Genomic DNA, 16,905 nt, shown 5'->3' with positions numbered 1-16,905 from the left:
CAAACTATGCCCGGCTCATGGATGCCACAAAGAGCGGGGGACCTTTGGCTGTTGTCTGGATGCGTAGTGGTGTGATTGTCACTTCTGAAAAGCCCGCATCTTGGCCCCACTGCTTCACTTCATCAGCTTCGAATCCAAGATGGATATGTCCCATCGATTGGCGATAGCCTTCCCGGTCATGCTTTGCCATGTCAACCACAATGGCTTGGCCACCGGGCCTGACAATTCTGCCTATTTCCAAAAATACTTGAGCTGGATCAGGTGTGTGGTGCAACACCAGGAAACACATGGCCGCATCAACTGATGCCTTTTCCAACGGTAACTGAGTGATCTCACCACAAACAAAATCAATGTTTTCAAATGGCTGAAGTCTTTTCTTAGCGACATCTAACATCGCTCTTTCACGGTCAATGGCAATGACCCGCTGGACAAAGGGCGCTAAGGTCTCCGCAGCATCACCGGTGCCACAACCGAGATCAGCAACGATCCAGGATTTAGGAAGTAAGCCAATCGATGCCTGCAATGTAAATTGCTGACCGAATAATTCGCTTCTTAGCTGATTCCATTCACCGCCAAGCCTTCCAAAGAATGCCCTCGAATCGCTTGGCCGCTCAGCGAGCACTTCTTTCAGTCGCAGGGCGTCTTCTTTAAAAGTGGCACCGCCAGACAAGGTCTGCTCAGCAATCTTCCAGAGTGATTGGGCGCCTGGGGCAAGATTCTCAAGGCGTGCTTTATAGAGGCTGGCCGTTCCCGCACTTCGCTTCGAGATCCACATACCTTGAAGCAGTAGTTTCAGATGGCGGCTGACTGTTGACTGCGGTAACTGTAGCGATCGAGCTAATTCCCCAACGCTCAGTTCTTCTTGCATCAATAACGCAACCAAGCGAAGTCGCGCAAGATCACTCAGTGATGTCAACCAATTTAACAGATCGGGAGATTCACTGGTCTTTTGCATATTGGCTGTTCACCAGGCCATTCGGGCAATACGAACGCACCATGTAATGGCAACTGCTAGCGACCTGGCGGCAACGATTGGCTCGGGCCAGGAATTTCTCCCAGGGCCGTCAAACGATTACATACTTCTTCGTTGCCCGGCTCGATGCCGTACGCCTGACGAAGTCTTCGGACTGCCATTTCACGGTCACCTAACTGTTCAGCAAAACTAGATGCCTTGAGATAAGGCCCGATGTTACGACCATCATCAAGCACAATCGCTGTTGAGTAAGCGGTACTCGCCGAATCAGGATCACCCATTTCCATGAGATAGTCGCCAAGCAGCATGTACATGTCGATCGACTGTGTTGCCTTTGCCTCTTCTTGGAGCATGGTCATGAGATGGTCTTTATCACCCTGACGGAACATTGCCTCAGCAAGCGCCTCAATGATCTCACGATCATTTGGACGGAGGGTGTTGGCAATTTCGAGGCTGCGCCGAGCCTTGGTTAATTTTTCGAGAGAGAGCTCACTGATACCAAGGCGATACTGCCAGAGCCAGTTTCCTGGCTGCCGATCTGTGAGCTCTTGATAGCCCTGAGCGGCATCTTGATAGTTACCTTCCCAGAGCGCCATGTTACTGGTTCGTTTCAGTACATCTGTTGAGGTGCGTGCCTGACAACCAGCAAAAAAGATGGTCGTAGCAGAAATGAATCCAATGGTGAATAAGGTTTTGTGGCGCATCGTTCACGACTCCATTCGCTCTCAGTAGAGTGCAGCCAAGTTAATAAACTCGATTCCGTACAAGCATCCAAGCTTGCCCGTGCATGATACGCTGCGCCGATTACACTTGCCATCTGGAAGATCAATCCAGGGCCTCAGTGCTCAAGTGAAATGACCTGAATATGGCTGATACTGACCACAATGTTGTGCTTCTAAGGCATACCCTGCCCGATGGGAGTAACCATATTGACTGCTTCATCGACGATCTGCCTGAATCAGAATCTGGGCTTTTATCGATCAAAATGCCCACCGATCCGAGAGACCTTTGCGATGACCAAACCATCACAGGACGGCTCATAGGCCGGCATCGACGCCATTACTTGAACTATGAAGGACCTGTTGGCCCTGGTGCCAATGGCGAAGCCCGTGGTCACGTAAAACAAGTCGCTCAGGGCCTTCTCCTGAGCAAAGAGGTGGGCCATCAGCAGATGCTCTTCAAGCTGCAATGGTTAGCTCCACTTGGCTTTGTTCAGGTACTTTGCCTCACAGAGCACTCAGATGGAATGGTCAAAATAGTCCTCTCAGCTCCTTAAAAACTGTTTGTACGCCTCACTTCTCTCAAAATAGGTGCTCTCAGGTAGACCCATCCCAATGAACTGGAGACAATACAAGGAACAATAAGGGAGTATGCGATGGCGGAAAAAGATGGTACTGGCCTACATCAAGGCGGTAGCAAAATAACGCACTCGAATCCTGGGTTGGGTAGTCCAGATCCAGCGGCGGACATAGCGCCGCTGCCAGTTGCAATCTCTGAAGTCCCCGCAGGCATGAAGAAGATTCGCACCCTGGAGTCTAAAAAGAAACATGAAGAGGAATGGAGTCGAACGCCAAATACAACGGGCGTTGGGGCCATTCATGTGCGCACCTTCCATTGCAAACTCAGTGATGACTCCTTAGCTTTCATGGACCAGAACATTAACGAATGGCTCGATGCCCACCCCCAATATGAGGTGAAGTTTGTAACCTCTTCTGTTGGTGTCCTGACCGGCAAACTTAAAGAGCCACATCTGATTTGTCAGGTCTGGGTCTAACAACCCACTGAAATGAGAGCCTGCAAAGATGATGGATCCTGAAGATCATGTCTGCCTATGTCACCGTGTGAGCTTGCACAAACTACGCGGCTTCTTAGAGCGTGAGAAGCCGACTGTTGCATCAAAGCTCAGTGAATGCCTCAACGCCGGCACTGGATGTCAATGGTGTGTGCCCTATCTTGAATCATTGTTTGAGCAGTGGCAGCAGGGTGAAATTGCTCAAGTCAGCATGACACCTGAACAGTACGCACAACGGCGGACCGCTTACCGCGAAGACAAAAAACAAAGGGCGCTTGCAGAACATGCTGCAAAACAAGCCCAGGCAGATGAAGGCAAGCCCCGCTCCTGAATGCTAGTCCAGGGTCAGCACCGTGATATTGGTGTTTGTGTAGACACAAATCTCGCCTGCAACTTGCAGTGATGTTTCACAGATCTCTTTTGGACTCAAGGCCGTCTGCTGTTGCAGCGCTCGCGCCGCTGAAAGAGCGTAAGAACCACCCGAACCAATGGCTGCGATGCCATCAGGTGGTTCAATCACATCACCTTGCCCAGAAACCATCAGGGTCACCGATTTATCCGCTGCGATCAAGAGCGACTCCAGACGACGCAAGGCACGATCCTGCCGCCAGAGCCGCGCCAAGCTAATCGCTGCTTTGGTGAGGTTGGTTGGAGTGTTCCGCAGTTGCTCTTCGAATCGCTCCATCAGTGAAAATGCATCGGCTGCAGATCCTGCAAAACCGACCAACACGCCAGCCGTCTCTGCGCCCAGATCGCTCAGTATTCGTACTTTGACGGCATTGCCCTTCGCAATCGTGTCGCCCAACGTGACTTGGCCATCGCCGCCTAACGCGACGCGATTTTGATCACGGACAGAGAGAATGGTGGTGGCGTGAAAATGCTGCATATGACTTCACAGTGTACCGCGTCGTGTGAGGCAGGCGGATATGTGGGATTGACCCCTCGCGAGCGATCAAGGGACGCCATCAGTCCTGACCACCACGGCCTTGTGGCCATGGCTTGACCACAATCATTCCATTGGCAAAGCCAAGAGCCAGGGTTTTCGTAATGTCATCCACGGCTAATGCAACCGGCGCCTCGGAGAAGACCTCAAGTTTGGCACGCTTCCGATCGGGTAGTGACCAGACCGTTGCACGATTACCGGCAGCGCAGAGAAGCATCGTCCCCATTGGGTTGATCGCCACGGCGTCAAGATGTGCGGGCATCAGCTTCAGTCGTGCGACCTCCTTACCCGCCATGACATCCCACATGATCAAGATCCCATCGCCCCCAACGGCCACCATGAGATTGAGATCACCAACAAACCGCGTGGCGCGTGGTTCTTGCACCGCGGGCATTTCAAAAATCACCTTCTCATCCGCCATCGACCATACCACTGCCTGTTGCTCCGAAAGACCGCCAACCATGGTGTTCGTGGCATTGAAACACAAATGAAACAGCTCGCCTGAGTTTGATCGCAATAGCTTGCGTTGGCTGCGATCCTTCGACCAAACGCGAATCGTCAGATCATCCAAGCTATAGGCCACCAGCGTGCCGTCTTGCGAAATTCCCAGGCCTTGAACTTTGTTGTTTGGACTGCGAATCGTCGATTCAACTTCACCAGTCTTGGTATCAATGACCATGATCTTGTGATGACCACTGGCGACGGCGAGGCGCTGCGCCTGAGGACCACTTGCTGCGATTAAGGTTGGTGATGCCGTTGTGATTGGCCATCCAGTCTCCGTCTGCTCCTTGTAATTCCACAAACTAAAATGGCTGCCAGCAAAGTCGATGAGATTTGGCGAGGTCATGAAAGTGAGAAATTCAATTGGCTGATCCTGATTTTGCAGCGAAATTGTTTCAACCGCCGGCGCGACAGCGAGCGTTGGAGTTACCTCCGTCGTCGTGCCTCCAGTATTTGCTGGCTCAATGACCTCAGTCTTTGGATCAATCGTTGTTTCAGCCGTCGCGCTCAATGGCGTTTTGGTCTCTTCACTTTCCGGTTGTAGTGAAATCACAATGACCGCGGTCGCCACCGCTACCAGCACGACGAGACAGCACATGGTGGCCGCCAAGACAAGTGTGCTCTTTCGGCGTCGCGCCAATAAACCGAGCCGGTACCAAAGTCCTGCGGGGCGCGCCTTGATTGGCACATGACCTAAGTAGCGAAGGACATCTCGGCCCAGCTGGCCTGCACTTTGGTATCGACGTGCCGGCTCTTTCTCTAAGCAGCGCATCATGATGGTCTCGAGGTCACCTCGCACCTCTGGATTGATAGATGAAGGCTTTGGCGCATCTTCCATTCGAATGATGCGTACTGCTTCGTAAATTGGCAAGCCCTCAAATGAATGGGGGAAGCGTGTGGTTAACAGCTTGTACAACAGAACGCCCAACGCATAGACATCACAACTCGGTTTGATGTCTTGGGGTTCAGCATCGACCTGCTCAGGCGCCATGTACTGGACCGTACCAACGAGACGTCCTGCTTCTGTCTGCATCGTTGCAGAAGATGCATCTACTTCAGTCGCACGGGCAACACCGAAGTCAATAATCTTGGGCTCTTGCTGTCGATCGATGAGTATGTTGCCGGGCTTAAGATCGCGATGGACCACTTTGTTGTAATGCCCATTCTCTACTGCGGCACAGATCTTGACGAAGAGCTTCAGAATGTCGCGCACAGGAAGATTGTTGGCGGCGACATGTTCAAGCACTGTCTGAGCACCTGCAACATACTCCATCACAAAGTAGGGGACGCCACCACCACCGTCATCATGCATTCCCGCGTCAAAGACCTGCGCAATGTAGGGGTGGTGCAAACGACCAAGAATCTCGATCTCTCGCCGAAAACGGCGGAGCGAGATATTTGTGGTCGTACCTTGCTTCATCACTTTCAGCGCCACCATCCGTCGAGGCTGGTTCTGAAGAGCCGCATACACAATGGACATACCGCCCACGCCAAGTACTCGGAGAATCTTGTAGTCACCGATCTGCTGGGGCACGTTCACCGCGTTGGCTTCTCTTTGATCGGCTTGATCTTCGTGCATGGACATTCGCTCGTAGAGCAGAGACCTATGTCACTGTATCTTCGTCATCCACTAGTGGCGGCGGTTTCTTGGGTGGGTTTTCTAATAGATCAACGATTAACTCTAAACGATTCGCCACAAATTCCATCGACTCAGGCCGGTCATTTGGGTGCAACTCAACGCAATCCATGATCTGCTTAGAAAGGAGTGGATGAATGCGCGGGTTGCGTTGTACTGGAGGCACTGGTTTGGCGATCTGGCTTGCATCAACAGCGCCAGTGAACAAGCTCGAGTTAGCATCCTTAGGCGGCATTGCTGTTGGGATACATTCACGTATCAAAACCCAGTACATCATGGCACCAAAGTTATAGATATCGGTCTGCGGCGTGATCGCTTGACGGTGCGCCTGCTCTGGCGCCATATAGCCCGGCGTACCTTGAATTCGTTTTTTGACAGTTCCAATAGCACACGCTTGGCCAAGATCAATGATCTTCACCCCACCGTCATCAGTAATCAAAATATTGTTTGGTTTAATATCTGCATGAACAAAACCGCGCCCATGCATATGAGCAAGGCCATCGGCAATTTGCTTAAAGATCTTCACAGCCCCGCTGTGCCCACGCGGAAGTTTCTGATCGAGTGTGGTGCCATCAACCAATTCCATCAGCAATGACATCGCAGAGATCTTCATCCGCGTGCGATGTTTGATCAGCTTGGTGACTTGGCGAACAGAGATATGATCCAGTTTGGACCCGATCTGTTGCTCATGCTCCATCTGCTCAAAGAAGCGATCGTCCTTTTCCGTCTCCTTCTCCGTATGTTTCAGAGCCCACACTTGCTTCGTGCGTGGCTCTTGAACCGCAAAGATCGTAGAACGCGCGCCTTCGCCGAGTTTGGCAAGAACATTGAATTTGCCTACTTTCTGGCCTCTGGAAACGGGCATGCCGCGCTCTCTTTGAGATAAGGAGTCTTCCTACACAGACGCATGCCTGTGGCCCGGATCTCGGGTTGGAAGTCACGGATTGAACGGTGCCAGCAACCATCACTGGAACCGAGAGAAATGAACCGGGGCTGCCATAAATCAGCCTTAGCCCCACTAAAATGAGGGCCCCGACCACTTCAGAGTAGTGCTTTGCTGGAGGTCACGCAAACAACTATTTATTGCAAGAGGCCTTCCTGTAACTCCGCCGCTGCGAAGAAACGGCCTGGGCTCTTTACATGACCCGCCAATTCACGGTGCAAAAACACCGCTTCTGATGGAATATCCAGACGGTGTTGAAGGCGCTGAACGAGGCGAACCAGGTTTTTCATCTGGTCAGGCGTGAATGGACGTCGATCCCCATCTCCCACCAAACAGATGGCAATCGAATGCTGATTGTGCAAGGTACCGGTATCACCAACGACATGAGCGCCCGGGAGCTGGTTGGTCCAACGGTATCCAATATGGACATCACCGTTACCAAGCCCGTTTCCATTCCCGATGACGAAGTGATATCCAAGGCCTTGATAGCCATTTTGGATATGACGACGGTGAATTGATTGCATTGTGGCTGCGGGCTCACCCAAATGGTGGATCACGATGCCAGTCCACTGATGCTGCTCAAGATCTGTGGTGAGCTCGAAAATAGGGTCCGCATTATCGACTGATACGCTCGGATCTGCGAAGGCAGAGAGCGTGGTCAATGGGACGCCACCATGAATAGGTGCATCCTTCAGCATGAGCAGACTGGCAGAGCACACCATGGCAATGAGAAAACTCGCCCAGACGATTCGTGTTCGCCTGGTCGGAGAAAAGGTTGCCGGACTTGTGTTGTTGTTACTGCTCACGACTTATGTACTGGGTAAACCAGTCACTGCCACTTGTATCGGGCCAGTTGGTGGTCAGGCCTTGAGCAAAGAACAGGAATTGATGCAACGGTAGGTTCTTGTAAGGGGGTGCTATCGGACACACCAGCAACGCTGGCGGCTACCAGTCAATTGGCGTTGTTCGATAGGCGCGCTCGCACGGCTGGTCTGGGGCTACCAAAGACATCAGGTTCTTCGAGCGGCGTCACCTGCTGTCGCATACTGTCATAGGTCTCGAATTGAGTCCGTGGCTTATTTTCCGGGAAAGGCGGGCGGTGGCAACCCATCGCGAAGGCGATTGTCAGCAGGCACGAAACCATGAGTGCCCCTGGTCTAATGGCAACTTTCACTGAGTGTCTCAAGCTTCACCTTTCTTGGATGACTTGAGATGAGACAACAGCGAATCCGCCAGTCCATACTCAAGCATTTCCTCGGAATTGAGCCACTTATTCCGCTCGCAATCGGCATGAATTGTCTCGGTCGACTTTCCAGTTCGATTGGCATAGATCTCGAAAAGAATCTTTCGTAGGCGAAGCATTTCACGAGCTTCGATCTCCAGATCAGTCGCTTGCCCCTCAAGCACGCCACCGAGCAACGGCTGGTGCATCAGATTCTTCGAGTGGGGTAGGGTGTATCGTTTCCCCTCTGTGCCAGAGCAAGCAATCAAAGACCCCATCGAAGCCGCCTGGCCGATGATGTAGGTGCTGACGTCACAAGGCACATACTCCATGGTGTCAATCACACCCAAGCCTGCAGTGACCGATCCTCCTGGCGAATTGATATAGAGATCAATATCTGCGGTGGGGTCATCATTGGCCAGGAAAAGGAGTTGGGCCACAATCAGATTGGCAACCACATCGTTGATAGGACCACCAAGAAAAATGATGCGATCATTGAGTAGTCGTGAATAGATGTCATAGGTGCGTTCGCCGCGACCAGTTTTCTCAATAACGATTGGTACAAGTGTGGACATGTTGGATCCGTTTGTTACTCAAGTCGGCTTTGTGATTGAACGCCGAGTCGGGTCACTATTTTGACTTGTTTTCTTTGTTACTTACCTTCTCAACAGGCTTGAATACTTCATCGACAAGCCCGTAATCCTTTGCTTCCTCGGCGGAGAAGTACTTATCACGTTCAGCATCCGCAGAAACTTTTTCAACGGTCTGCCCAGTATGCTCAGCAACAATCTCGTTGAGTGTGTCTTTTGCTTTGATGATTTGTTCCGCCTGAATCTGAACATCAGTCGTTTGCCCCGTCACCCCGCCATATGGCTGGTGAATCATCACTTTGGCATGAGGCAGAATATGGCGTTGTCCATGGCTTCCTGCGCAAAGCAACACAGCGCCACCTGAATAAGCTCGTCCAATACAAAATGTTGCGATCTCGGAGCTGATGAACTGCATCGTGTCATAGATCGCAAGAGTGTCGTCTACGGCGCCACCTGGGCTATTGATGTAGAAGTTGATTTCGCGACCCCGCTTCTGGTCCTCGAGATACAGCATTTGCATCATGACGCGTGCAGCAGAAGCATGATTGATTTCGCCAATGAGAAAGACCACTCGATTCTCGAGCATGATCTCATCGAGCGTCATCTCGCGTGTACGCTGAATCGACGCCATTGGCCGCACAACACCCGGAGATGGATACACGAGAGGATCGTGTCCCGTCACTGGGGGAATCTGGGCTGCCAGATCGATGTCGGGAGAGTGAGCTGGATATTCAATACCGTGATTTCGCATGGAAGTTTGCTTTCTGTGGATGGAGGCATCATAGGGCGCGACTTCCGATCGGCAACCCAACCGCAAAACAGAGGCTCAGTGATGCGGTTGGCTGGTATCGGCAGATGAGAGGTGCCCACTCTCAGAAGGAAGCTGTATTTTGAACTTTGCCCCTTTCCCTGCTTCGGAGGTGACCGAGACACTGCCCCCATGCTCATCAACAATTTGCTTCGTCACGGCCAATCCCAGTCCTGTCCCACGTTGGCCCTTGGTTGATACAAAGGGGGTGAATATCTTCTCCTGAATGCTTGGGTCCACACCAGGGCCATTATCTGAGACCACAATGACGCCCTGGCCCAGGGCGGCGTCATATTGACTGCTGACCTCTACCTGCCCAGTCTTGGCTGGCGCCGCCTCGATCGCATTGCTGATGAGATTCACCAGTACCTGGTGAATAGCCGTTGAATCAATCCCGATTGGCGGCATTTCAGGATCACAATAGGTCACCACATGGACGCGCTTACGGCTGGCCTGTGATGCAAGCAGCTGGGTGACTTCAAGCACAAGATCATTGATTTGGATCCACTCGAATTCCATCTGTCGTGACTTTGAAAACGCCAGCATATTCAGCGTTAATGAAAAGATGCGATCCAGGTTCCGGTTCAGAATTGGCCATGCTTCAAGAGCCATCGAAACATCTTCTCGCTTCAAGGCCAGTTCAACTGCGTTTGCAGCCCCACGCAACCCTTGAAGCATGTTTTTGATCGAGTGGCTGACTGACGCAACCGTCTGTCCCATCGACGCCAATCGCGCCGTCTGCTTGCGCGTTGTGATGAGATCTTGCACCAGCAATGTAAGTGCTGTTTGTTGGGCGATCGCATTCATAAGCTGAAGTTGAGGCTTCGTAAAGGAAAAATCAGCCACTGAGGAATCGATCGATAGGACCCCAAAACAATCTTGATTGTGACTGATTGGCACACAGATCGCTGATCGAATGGCCAAGTTATCAATCGAGTCTCCACTTAAAAATCGCTTGTCGTCCATCGCGTTGGTCGAGAGCATGCCTGCTTGACGCGCCAGCGTATGCATGACCATCGTTCGACTCATTGGTATCGGACTGCCTGGTGAAAGCTCCTGGCCAGATCTCTGGCGAAAGACAACTTGCTCAATGACCTCTAAATCAACGCTCTGAGTCAAGAGCAGAATGACTCGATCTGGGCGAAAGTGTTCATAGATCACATCGACGATGCTCCTGAGAAGCTCTTCTTTCGAACTTGCTTGAGCAGTCAAGGAAGTAACTTCCAAAAGAACCTGAAGATGTTCCTGCGCGAGGCGAGCCTCTAAAGCGGGATCAATGATGACCTTTTCATCAGTCGCCTCCACAGCCTCGTCAATTGAAACTGTATGCGCATCGTCATCCAACAAGGCAATGCCATAATCCACAGCGCTGGCCTGGCCAGACGCAAACAAGAGCACCGTGTCACCACATTGAATCTGATCTCCGCCTGTCAGCTTGATACGGCAATCCAGAAGCTGCTTGTTCAGAAAAGTGCCATTGGAGGAATTCAGATCCCGCAAATACCATTCGCCATCATCCGGCGTTAATTCTGCATGGCGCCGACTGACGCTCGAGTCGAGGATGGTCAATGCCTCAGAGGAGCGACCAATGAGCTGTGGCTCATCATCTGGAAGATCAAAACGCTGGCCTTGCTGTGGACCCTGAATGACGTGTAAATAGAACACCATCCCATTGTCAGGCCTAAAGCAAGTTGGAACAAGATCAGAACACCAGCATTGTTGATTGACCTGCTCCCAGGCTTCTTGCTGGTCGCCTAGAGATGCCTGCTCGACCTGAGTTTTTTTATTTCCAATCAAGGATGGACCTCCAAAAGGCGGTCGTATTCCTATCATGGTCTCTGACATGGCCAAAGCTGCTTCTCAATCTGTTCCAGACGCCTCCCATCGTGTCGTGGTACTGCATGGAAAGGAGTCATTCCTTCTTGGCCATCACACCCAACAACTGGCTCAGTCTCTGGAAAAAGCTCATGGTGGACTGGACCGCTTTCGCTTTGATGGAAATTCGGTTGCTCTGGCGGACTTGCTTGACGAGCTACGCACATTTGGTCTGATGAGCACGCACAAGCTTGTCATGCTCGACAGTGCTGATGTCTTCCTCGCCCGCGACGAGAGCTTTCGCAGGGCACTAGAGCGCTATGTCAGCGAACCTGTTGAGAGTGCGACATTCCTGATGAGAGCCGAGACCTGGCGTGCAAGCAAGATCGATAAGCTCATTGCCAAATGTGGCACAGTCATCAAACTCACAGCCCCCACGGAAGCTGTTGCAACTCAGTGGTGCATCAAAAGATGCGCTTCCGCTCATGAAGCGGAACTTCAAAATGATGCCGCTGCTTTGCTTGTCATGCGTGTCGGCACGGATCTGGCACGGCTTGACTGCGAGTTAGAGAAGCTGGCGACCTTGGCCACCGGTCAAAATGGCACGATCGACAAGATACTGGTTGCAGAGATGGTGGTCATCAGCCGTGAGGAGCAGGTTTGGGAAATTCAGGCTGCTGTCGCGACCGGCCGTCCGGACATGGCGATCTCAAAACTCCGAGAGCTTCTCGCTGTCTCACGTGTTCCAGAGCAACTGGTTTTCTGGGCCCTGGGTGATCTGGCCCGAAAACTGCATGGGGCGTCCCATATGCGAAGAAGTGGTTTACCCAGTGGTGCGGCGGCCAAACAGTTACAGATTTTTGGTGCTGGTCGGCAGGCTATCCTCGATGCTGCGGGACGGATATCACCCTGGCGAGCAGCTGATTTGTTGGGCCAGATCATGCAAGCAGATCGACTTGCGAAGACTGGTCAGGCCAATCCTGCTCGAACTCTTGAAACTCTTGTGCTGCAAATGACCGATACTCTAAGAGTCCCCAACTGATTCCCTTGGGGGATCTGATTTTCTCTGGGCTCAAGGATGAGCCTTTACAGTGGCAGGAGGCCACACACAATGCATGTGGCCAAACGCCAACGCTGCTCTGAAAGTAACGCATCGAACATATTCCCCAAGTGGACCATGCCACTGATCGCTATCACCTTCATGATGATGGGCTGTCAGTCCAAGGGATTATTTGACTTCGGCACCACAGAGAACGCAACACCGCGTCAGAGTGGAGTGTTCGATTTCGAGCCCCACCAAACAACCAGTGATACCAATGTTTCTCCGCAGGCAATTTCGCTCGCCGAGCAGAGTCAACGTGACATTGCAAGCTTCCTGGCACAAAGCTCACCAACGAAACCAGAAGCGACTGCATCAAAAACACCATCTCGCGTCTTGTTCAATGAGCCCACAAAGCAAGATCCAACTCCAGTCGATGAGATAACTAAAACAAGCCCGCTCGCAGCGATGCCGAAGCAGGGCACTGCAAATCAAACTGAAGAAACAACGATCAGGCCAACAGAAGCGTTGACAGACATTCAACCAAATGCCACTGCTGAGCCCTTGCCAATAAAGATCGAAGATCTCGATGCTCACATGCAACGGATCATGATTGAGTTTTCTCGCGAGCTTTATCACCAAAGTACACGTAGTGATATGCCCGTACGAGAACTGATGTTACTCGCGGCCATGACGATGGTAGATCCAACGCGGCAGATCTCCCCCGATGCAATGCCAGATCTGACTGAGAGTGAACAGGCTTTACTCAAGACAATGCAAGAGCATTTTATTGAGCTAGGCCAATCGCTTGATGGATCACAGGATGCCACCCGTGCCGTCCGAACGACCATGGCTAATCTGCAACAAGCACTCTCAGAGCAGCCCGATCTCGCTATAAAAACAGCTGTTTTATGCACTCGGGTGCGAGGGTTTGGTGATTACGACGAGCTTGACCTATCTCAGTTGGTTGCACATCGATCACAACAGGCTGTGCTTTATATCGAAATCAATGAGTTTGCCAGTGAACTCAACGAGAAGAACGAATGGGTCACCGTGACAAGCCAGCAACTCACAATCTACAGTGAACGTGACGGTATTCCAGTGTGGCAAGAAGACTGGCGGACCGCTATTGATCGATCTCGCCAACAACGCAACGACTTCTTTACTGTGCAGCTACTCTCTTTGCCAGAACCACTCAGTGTTGGCAAATACCAACTGAAGATCCGTATTAGAGATGACAAGAGCGGCGCAGAAACAGAGAAGTCCATCCCCTTTATGCTGCTCGCCCAACCAGGTGGATTGCGCGGCGTCGGCGATTAGCAACTCTTTAGTTTGAATTGACTCTTGCTTGTGTTGCAAGCCGATATGGCGATTGTGCCACTGTCTTTTGGGGTGAAGTGATACGAACCCATAGACACACCTCACGCGCACCGCGAGCGCGGTTTGCAAAGCTCTTGGTTAACGTCTGTGGCGCTTCCATCACCAGATCATCCATGGTCGGAGCATCAAGCGTCAGATACACATTCAGTTGCCCATCATCAATTTGAGCATGATCGAACTCCAGCGTGTAACCACCTGAGTGCACAACGGTCTCTAACATCACACGGTTGGTGTCTGCATCGACTGTAAATGGTGGACCGTGGTAAGCGCTCAGATCTGCTTTTTGGCTACATCCAATCGCCGCCGCTAGTAACAAGACGCTGGCGATCAGTGTGATCTGTCTCATCACGCACTCGCTGAAGCAATCTCAAGACCCATCGCTTGGGCGATCCTGCTACCCATCTCCGCCGGCGATTCACTGACATGGACGCCAAAACCAGCAAGCGCCTCCATCTTTGCTTGGGCGGTGTCATCAGCACCACCAATGATCGCACCTGCATGCCCCATTCGCTTGCCCTTAGGGGCCGTACGACCAGCAATAAAGGCGGCGACTGGCTTTGACATGTGCTCATGAACCCAACGGCCAGCATCAACCTCATCTGTACCACCAATCTCGCCAATCATGACCACGCCATCGGTGTCTGGATCCTCCTCAAACATAGACAGGAGGTCGATGAAGTTCAGGCCTTTGACCGGATCACCACCGATCCCCACACAAGTGGTCTGGCCAATACCCAAAACCGAGGTTTGCCAAACTGCCTCATAGGTCAATGTTCCAGAGCGGCTGATGATGCCGACTGCTTTGCCTGTGCTCGCATCAGCTTTGTTGAGATTGATATAACCAGGCATGATGCCGATTTTGCACCCACCTGAGAATGTTGCTGAAGAGCCCTCACCAGATTGACGGATGCCAGGCGTAATCACACCCGGGCAGTTGGGCCCAATGAGAACGCTGCCAGGATAACCTGGCAACATGCCATGAACCCGAATCATGTCTTGTGTGGGAATACCCTCGGTGATGGCACAGATGACACTGATGCCCGCATCCGCAGCTTCAAGGATGGCATCGGCTGCAAATGGTGGGGGCACAAAGATCATTGTTGCTGACGCACCAGTTGCCTCGACCGCATCACGAACCGTGTCGAAGATCGGCAGGCCATTGGGATCTGAGGTACCGCCCTTGCCAGGTGTCACACCACCAACCATCTGGGTGCCATATTCCAGGCAACCCTTGGTATGGAAAGCACCAAAAGCACCGGTGATTCCCTGACAAATGACTTTTGTTGAACCGTTAACCAGGATTGACATATTCTTGAGTCCCCGTGTTAGAAGTCAGACGCATAGGATAGCGTGGATTGATCGATGTATCTGGCCCCCCTGGAGCTGCCAATCTTGGGCCGGGCAGATCGCGCGGCCAAGCGGCGATACAATACAACGATGTCCACTACCGATGCGAAGGACCAAAAAAAGCCTCAGGGCCTGACTTATGCCCAAGCCGGGGTTGATATCGCTGCTGGCGACAAGGTTGTCGACCTGATTAAGTCAACACTCAGACGCACACATGGGCCACGGGTGATCTCTCAGCACGGTGGATTTGCCGGATTATTCCGTCTTGATTATGACGAGCGACTGTTCAAGCGCAACTACAAAGAGCCCGTCTTGGTTGCCTGCACTGATGGCGTCGGGACGAAGGTCAAATTGGCCGCTGAGCTCAAATCCTATAAGACCATTGGCATCGACTGTGTTGCCATGAACGTCAACGATCTCATCGTGCAAGGCGCAGAGCCACTTTTCTTTCTGGACTATTTGGGACTCAATAAAACTGACCCGGAACTCACTGCAGAGTTGATTAAGGGCATCGGGCATGGATGTGAAATTAGTGATTGTGCGCTGCTTGGCGGTGAGTGCGCTGAGATGCCTGACATCTACCAAAAAGGTGATTTCGACATGGCCGGCTTCTGTGTCGGTGTCGTCGAACTCTCTCGAGCTGTTGATCCGATGCGGGTGCAAAAGGGTGATGTCATCATCGGACTTTCAAGTGATGGCATTCATTCAAATGGTTACACGCTGGTACGACAGATCATTAAGCACGCGCAACTCGATCTGAGTAGTAAGCCCGAAGCTCTCGCAGCTAGCGGTGACACAGGAACTCTTGGCCAAGCCATACTGAAACCAACACGGATCTATGTCCGACCAATTGTTCGTCTTCTGAACCGCTACCGGGTCAAGCGTGTGATCAGTGGCATGGCACACATTACTGGCGGTGGCCTGCCTGGTAATGTGAACCGCATTCTCTCTCCGAACATTGACGCCAAGATTGATACTTCAACTTGGACCGTTCCACCCTTATTTGACCTGCTTGAAGAGGCCGGCAATGTTGATCGAGATGAGATGTATCACGTATTTAATATGGGCATTGGGTATGTGTTGGTTGTCCGACCTTCGTTTGCAACATCCGTGGTCAATCAACTTCAGCGATACGGCGAGAAACCAACCGTTATTGGCGAGATCGTCAGTGGCACGGGCCAGGTCCAACTCGTTTAGGTATCAGCGCCAAAGAACATCAAGACTTAAATAAAGCACCCTTCAGCCAAGATACTTGCGCTCTCAAATGGGAAGTTTGGAGCGACATCAACAGCTCCGCATTCAATCTAATCATCGTGTGGGTTACGATTTGAACGCCGATCGTTTTTTCGATCGCTTTGTTTCTGTTTCGATTGCAGTCGCCGCTCTATGGAACCCCTGGTTGGCTTGGTTGGCCTTCGCTTCTTTGGTGCAACCTCCGCCTTGAGCACCATCTCTGCAAGTCGCTCAAAACAAGCCTCCTTGTTTGTCTGCTGTGACCTGGATGTTTCAGAGACCAACAACAACTCTTCTTCACTGGTCAACTTTTTCCCCGCGAGCTTTCGCAATCGCTCCCTCGCTTTTTCATCGAGACCAACAATGGCGTTGATTGGCACAAACATCTGCACCCTTGAACTCACTTTGTTTACATTTTGGCCGCCCGGCCCACTTGAGCGTGAAGTGACGAAACGAATAGCCGTTCTCGCTACGCTTGCGCGCGGTGAAAGGCGGATATTGCCCGACTGCTCTGTGGCCATAATGGTGTCGCCTCATATCGCTTCCGGCGATCAAGCGCCGGTCAATGGCTCTTTCAAGGTCCACTGTTCAGACAAATGGTCACGTCAATGGTACGCTGCGCGATCATGATTTGGATAGAGGCTCATTTTAGGCTTCTGGGGCGGATTGGAAGGAAGGACCAA

General features: G+C 51.9%; 19 protein-coding genes. 7 read left to right on the top strand and 12 right to left on the bottom strand.

Features of this window, described 5'->3' with window-relative positions; all coding sequences use genetic code 11:
• Window positions 1-4: 4 nt before the first annotated feature.
• Together P8J86_05600 and P8J86_05595 are read right to left on the bottom strand one after the other, a co-directional pair.
• Complete coding sequence (locus P8J86_05600) at window positions 5-955, bottom strand: metalloregulator ArsR/SmtB family transcription factor (GenBank protein MDG2054165.1); 951 nt, start codon at window positions 953-955, stop codon at window positions 5-7.
• 56 nt (window positions 956-1,011) lie between these two features.
• On the bottom strand, window positions 1,012-1,677 hold the full coding sequence (locus P8J86_05595) for a tetratricopeptide repeat protein (protein MDG2054164.1): 666 nt from the start codon (window positions 1,675-1,677) through the stop codon (window positions 1,012-1,014).
• Window positions 1,678-1,838: 161 nt separating this feature from the next.
• On the opposite strand from P8J86_05595, the gene P8J86_05590 reads away from it, so the two are divergent.
• From P8J86_05590 to P8J86_05580, 3 genes are all read left to right on the top strand, one after another.
• Complete coding sequence (locus P8J86_05590) at window positions 1,839-2,249, top strand: hypothetical protein (GenBank protein MDG2054163.1); 411 nt, start codon at window positions 1,839-1,841, stop codon at window positions 2,247-2,249.
• A gap of 99 nt (window positions 2,250-2,348) precedes the next feature.
• Window positions 2,349-2,747 carry a hypothetical protein gene (locus tag P8J86_05585; protein ID MDG2054162.1) on the top strand — a complete coding sequence of 133 codons (399 nt, stop codon included), beginning with the start codon at window positions 2,349-2,351 and terminating at the stop codon, window positions 2,745-2,747.
• 28 nt (window positions 2,748-2,775) lie between these two features.
• Window positions 2,776-3,096: a (2Fe-2S)-binding protein gene (locus tag P8J86_05580; protein ID MDG2054161.1), complete on the top strand. Its 321-nt coding sequence runs from the start codon at window positions 2,776-2,778 to the stop codon at window positions 3,094-3,096.
• Between the two features lie 3 nt (window positions 3,097-3,099).
• On the opposite strand, the gene hslV is transcribed toward P8J86_05580, so the two are convergent.
• From hslV to P8J86_05560, 4 genes are all read right to left on the bottom strand, one after another.
• A complete protein-coding gene (hslV, locus tag P8J86_05575) occupies window positions 3,100-3,651 on the bottom strand; it encodes an ATP-dependent protease subunit HslV (protein MDG2054160.1) in 552 nt (183 codons plus the stop codon).
• A 79-nt stretch (window positions 3,652-3,730) separates the two neighbouring features.
• Window positions 3,731-5,788 carry a serine/threonine-protein kinase gene (locus P8J86_05570; protein ID MDG2054159.1) on the bottom strand — a complete coding sequence of 686 codons (2,058 nt, stop codon included), beginning with the start codon at window positions 5,786-5,788 and terminating at the stop codon, window positions 3,731-3,733.
• A gap of 25 nt (window positions 5,789-5,813) precedes the next feature.
• Window positions 5,814-6,710 carry a serine/threonine-protein kinase gene (locus P8J86_05565; GenBank protein MDG2054158.1) on the bottom strand — a complete coding sequence of 299 codons (897 nt, stop codon included), beginning with the start codon at window positions 6,708-6,710 and terminating at the stop codon, window positions 5,814-5,816.
• 215 nt (window positions 6,711-6,925) lie between these two features.
• Window positions 6,926-7,486 (bottom strand): peptidoglycan recognition family protein, encoded by a 561-nt coding sequence (locus P8J86_05560; protein MDG2054157.1) that lies wholly within the window; start codon window positions 7,484-7,486, stop codon window positions 6,926-6,928.
• Between P8J86_05560 and P8J86_05555 the strand changes: the two genes are divergently transcribed.
• Window positions 7,485-7,688: a hypothetical protein gene (locus P8J86_05555; GenBank protein MDG2054156.1), complete on the top strand. Its 204-nt coding sequence runs from the start codon at window positions 7,485-7,487 to the stop codon at window positions 7,686-7,688. The two genes, P8J86_05560 and P8J86_05555, sit on opposite strands and share 2 nt — an antisense overlap.
• Window positions 7,689-7,970: 282 nt before the next feature.
• Here P8J86_05555 and P8J86_05550 read toward each other — a convergent pair whose 3' ends face one another.
• From P8J86_05550 to P8J86_05540, 3 genes are all read right to left on the bottom strand, one after another.
• Window positions 7,971-8,585 carry an ATP-dependent Clp protease proteolytic subunit gene (locus P8J86_05550; protein MDG2054155.1) on the bottom strand — a complete coding sequence of 205 codons (615 nt, stop codon included), beginning with the start codon at window positions 8,583-8,585 and terminating at the stop codon, window positions 7,971-7,973.
• 55 nt (window positions 8,586-8,640) lie between these two features.
• Window positions 8,641-9,351: an ATP-dependent Clp protease proteolytic subunit gene (locus P8J86_05545; protein MDG2054154.1), complete on the bottom strand. Its 711-nt coding sequence runs from the start codon at window positions 9,349-9,351 to the stop codon at window positions 8,641-8,643.
• A gap of 75 nt (window positions 9,352-9,426) precedes the next feature.
• On the bottom strand, window positions 9,427-11,253 hold the full coding sequence (locus P8J86_05540) for an ATP-binding protein (protein ID MDG2054153.1): 1,827 nt from the start codon (window positions 11,251-11,253) through the stop codon (window positions 9,427-9,429).
• Here P8J86_05540 and holA point away from each other — a divergent pair.
• Together holA and P8J86_05530 are read left to right on the top strand one after the other, a co-directional pair.
• On the top strand, window positions 11,240-12,265 hold the full coding sequence (gene holA / locus P8J86_05535) for a DNA polymerase III subunit delta (GenBank protein ID MDG2054152.1): 1,026 nt from the start codon (window positions 11,240-11,242) through the stop codon (window positions 12,263-12,265). The two genes, P8J86_05540 and holA, sit on opposite strands and share 14 nt — an antisense overlap.
• A gap of 69 nt (window positions 12,266-12,334) precedes the next feature.
• On the top strand, window positions 12,335-13,582 hold the full coding sequence (locus tag P8J86_05530; GenBank protein MDG2054151.1) for a hypothetical protein: 1,248 nt from the start codon (window positions 12,335-12,337) through the stop codon (window positions 13,580-13,582).
• A 7-nt stretch (window positions 13,583-13,589) separates the two neighbouring features.
• Here P8J86_05530 and P8J86_05525 read toward each other — a convergent pair whose 3' ends face one another.
• Window positions 13,590-13,988: a hypothetical protein gene (locus P8J86_05525; GenBank protein ID MDG2054150.1), complete on the bottom strand. Its 399-nt coding sequence runs from the start codon at window positions 13,986-13,988 to the stop codon at window positions 13,590-13,592.
• Window positions 13,988-14,950: a succinate--CoA ligase subunit alpha gene (sucD, locus tag P8J86_05520; protein MDG2054149.1), complete on the bottom strand. Its 963-nt coding sequence runs from the start codon at window positions 14,948-14,950 to the stop codon at window positions 13,988-13,990. The genes P8J86_05525 and sucD overlap by 1 nt, the downstream gene beginning before the upstream one ends.
• 54 nt (window positions 14,951-15,004) lie before the next feature.
• Here sucD and purM point away from each other — a divergent pair, with 54 nt between their 5' ends.
• Entirely contained in the window at window positions 15,005-16,186 is a 1,182-nt protein-coding gene (gene purM, locus P8J86_05515; protein ID MDG2054148.1) for a phosphoribosylformylglycinamidine cyclo-ligase, read from the top strand.
• Between the two features lie 107 nt (window positions 16,187-16,293).
• Here the strand turns inward: purM and arfB are convergent, their stop codons facing one another.
• The gene (gene arfB / locus P8J86_05510; GenBank protein ID MDG2054147.1) at window positions 16,294-16,743 is read right to left on the bottom strand and encodes an alternative ribosome rescue aminoacyl-tRNA hydrolase ArfB; all 450 of its coding nucleotides are present in this window, start codon (window positions 16,741-16,743) and stop codon (window positions 16,294-16,296) included.
• Window positions 16,744-16,905 lie beyond the last annotated feature (162 nt).

This window comes from Phycisphaerales bacterium (genome assembly GCA_029268515.1).
Classification (GTDB): domain Bacteria; phylum Planctomycetota; class Phycisphaerae; order Phycisphaerales; family SM1A02; genus JAQWNP01.
Note: the sequence above shows the minus strand (reverse complement) of the source record. Positions and strands in the feature narration are given on the sequence as shown.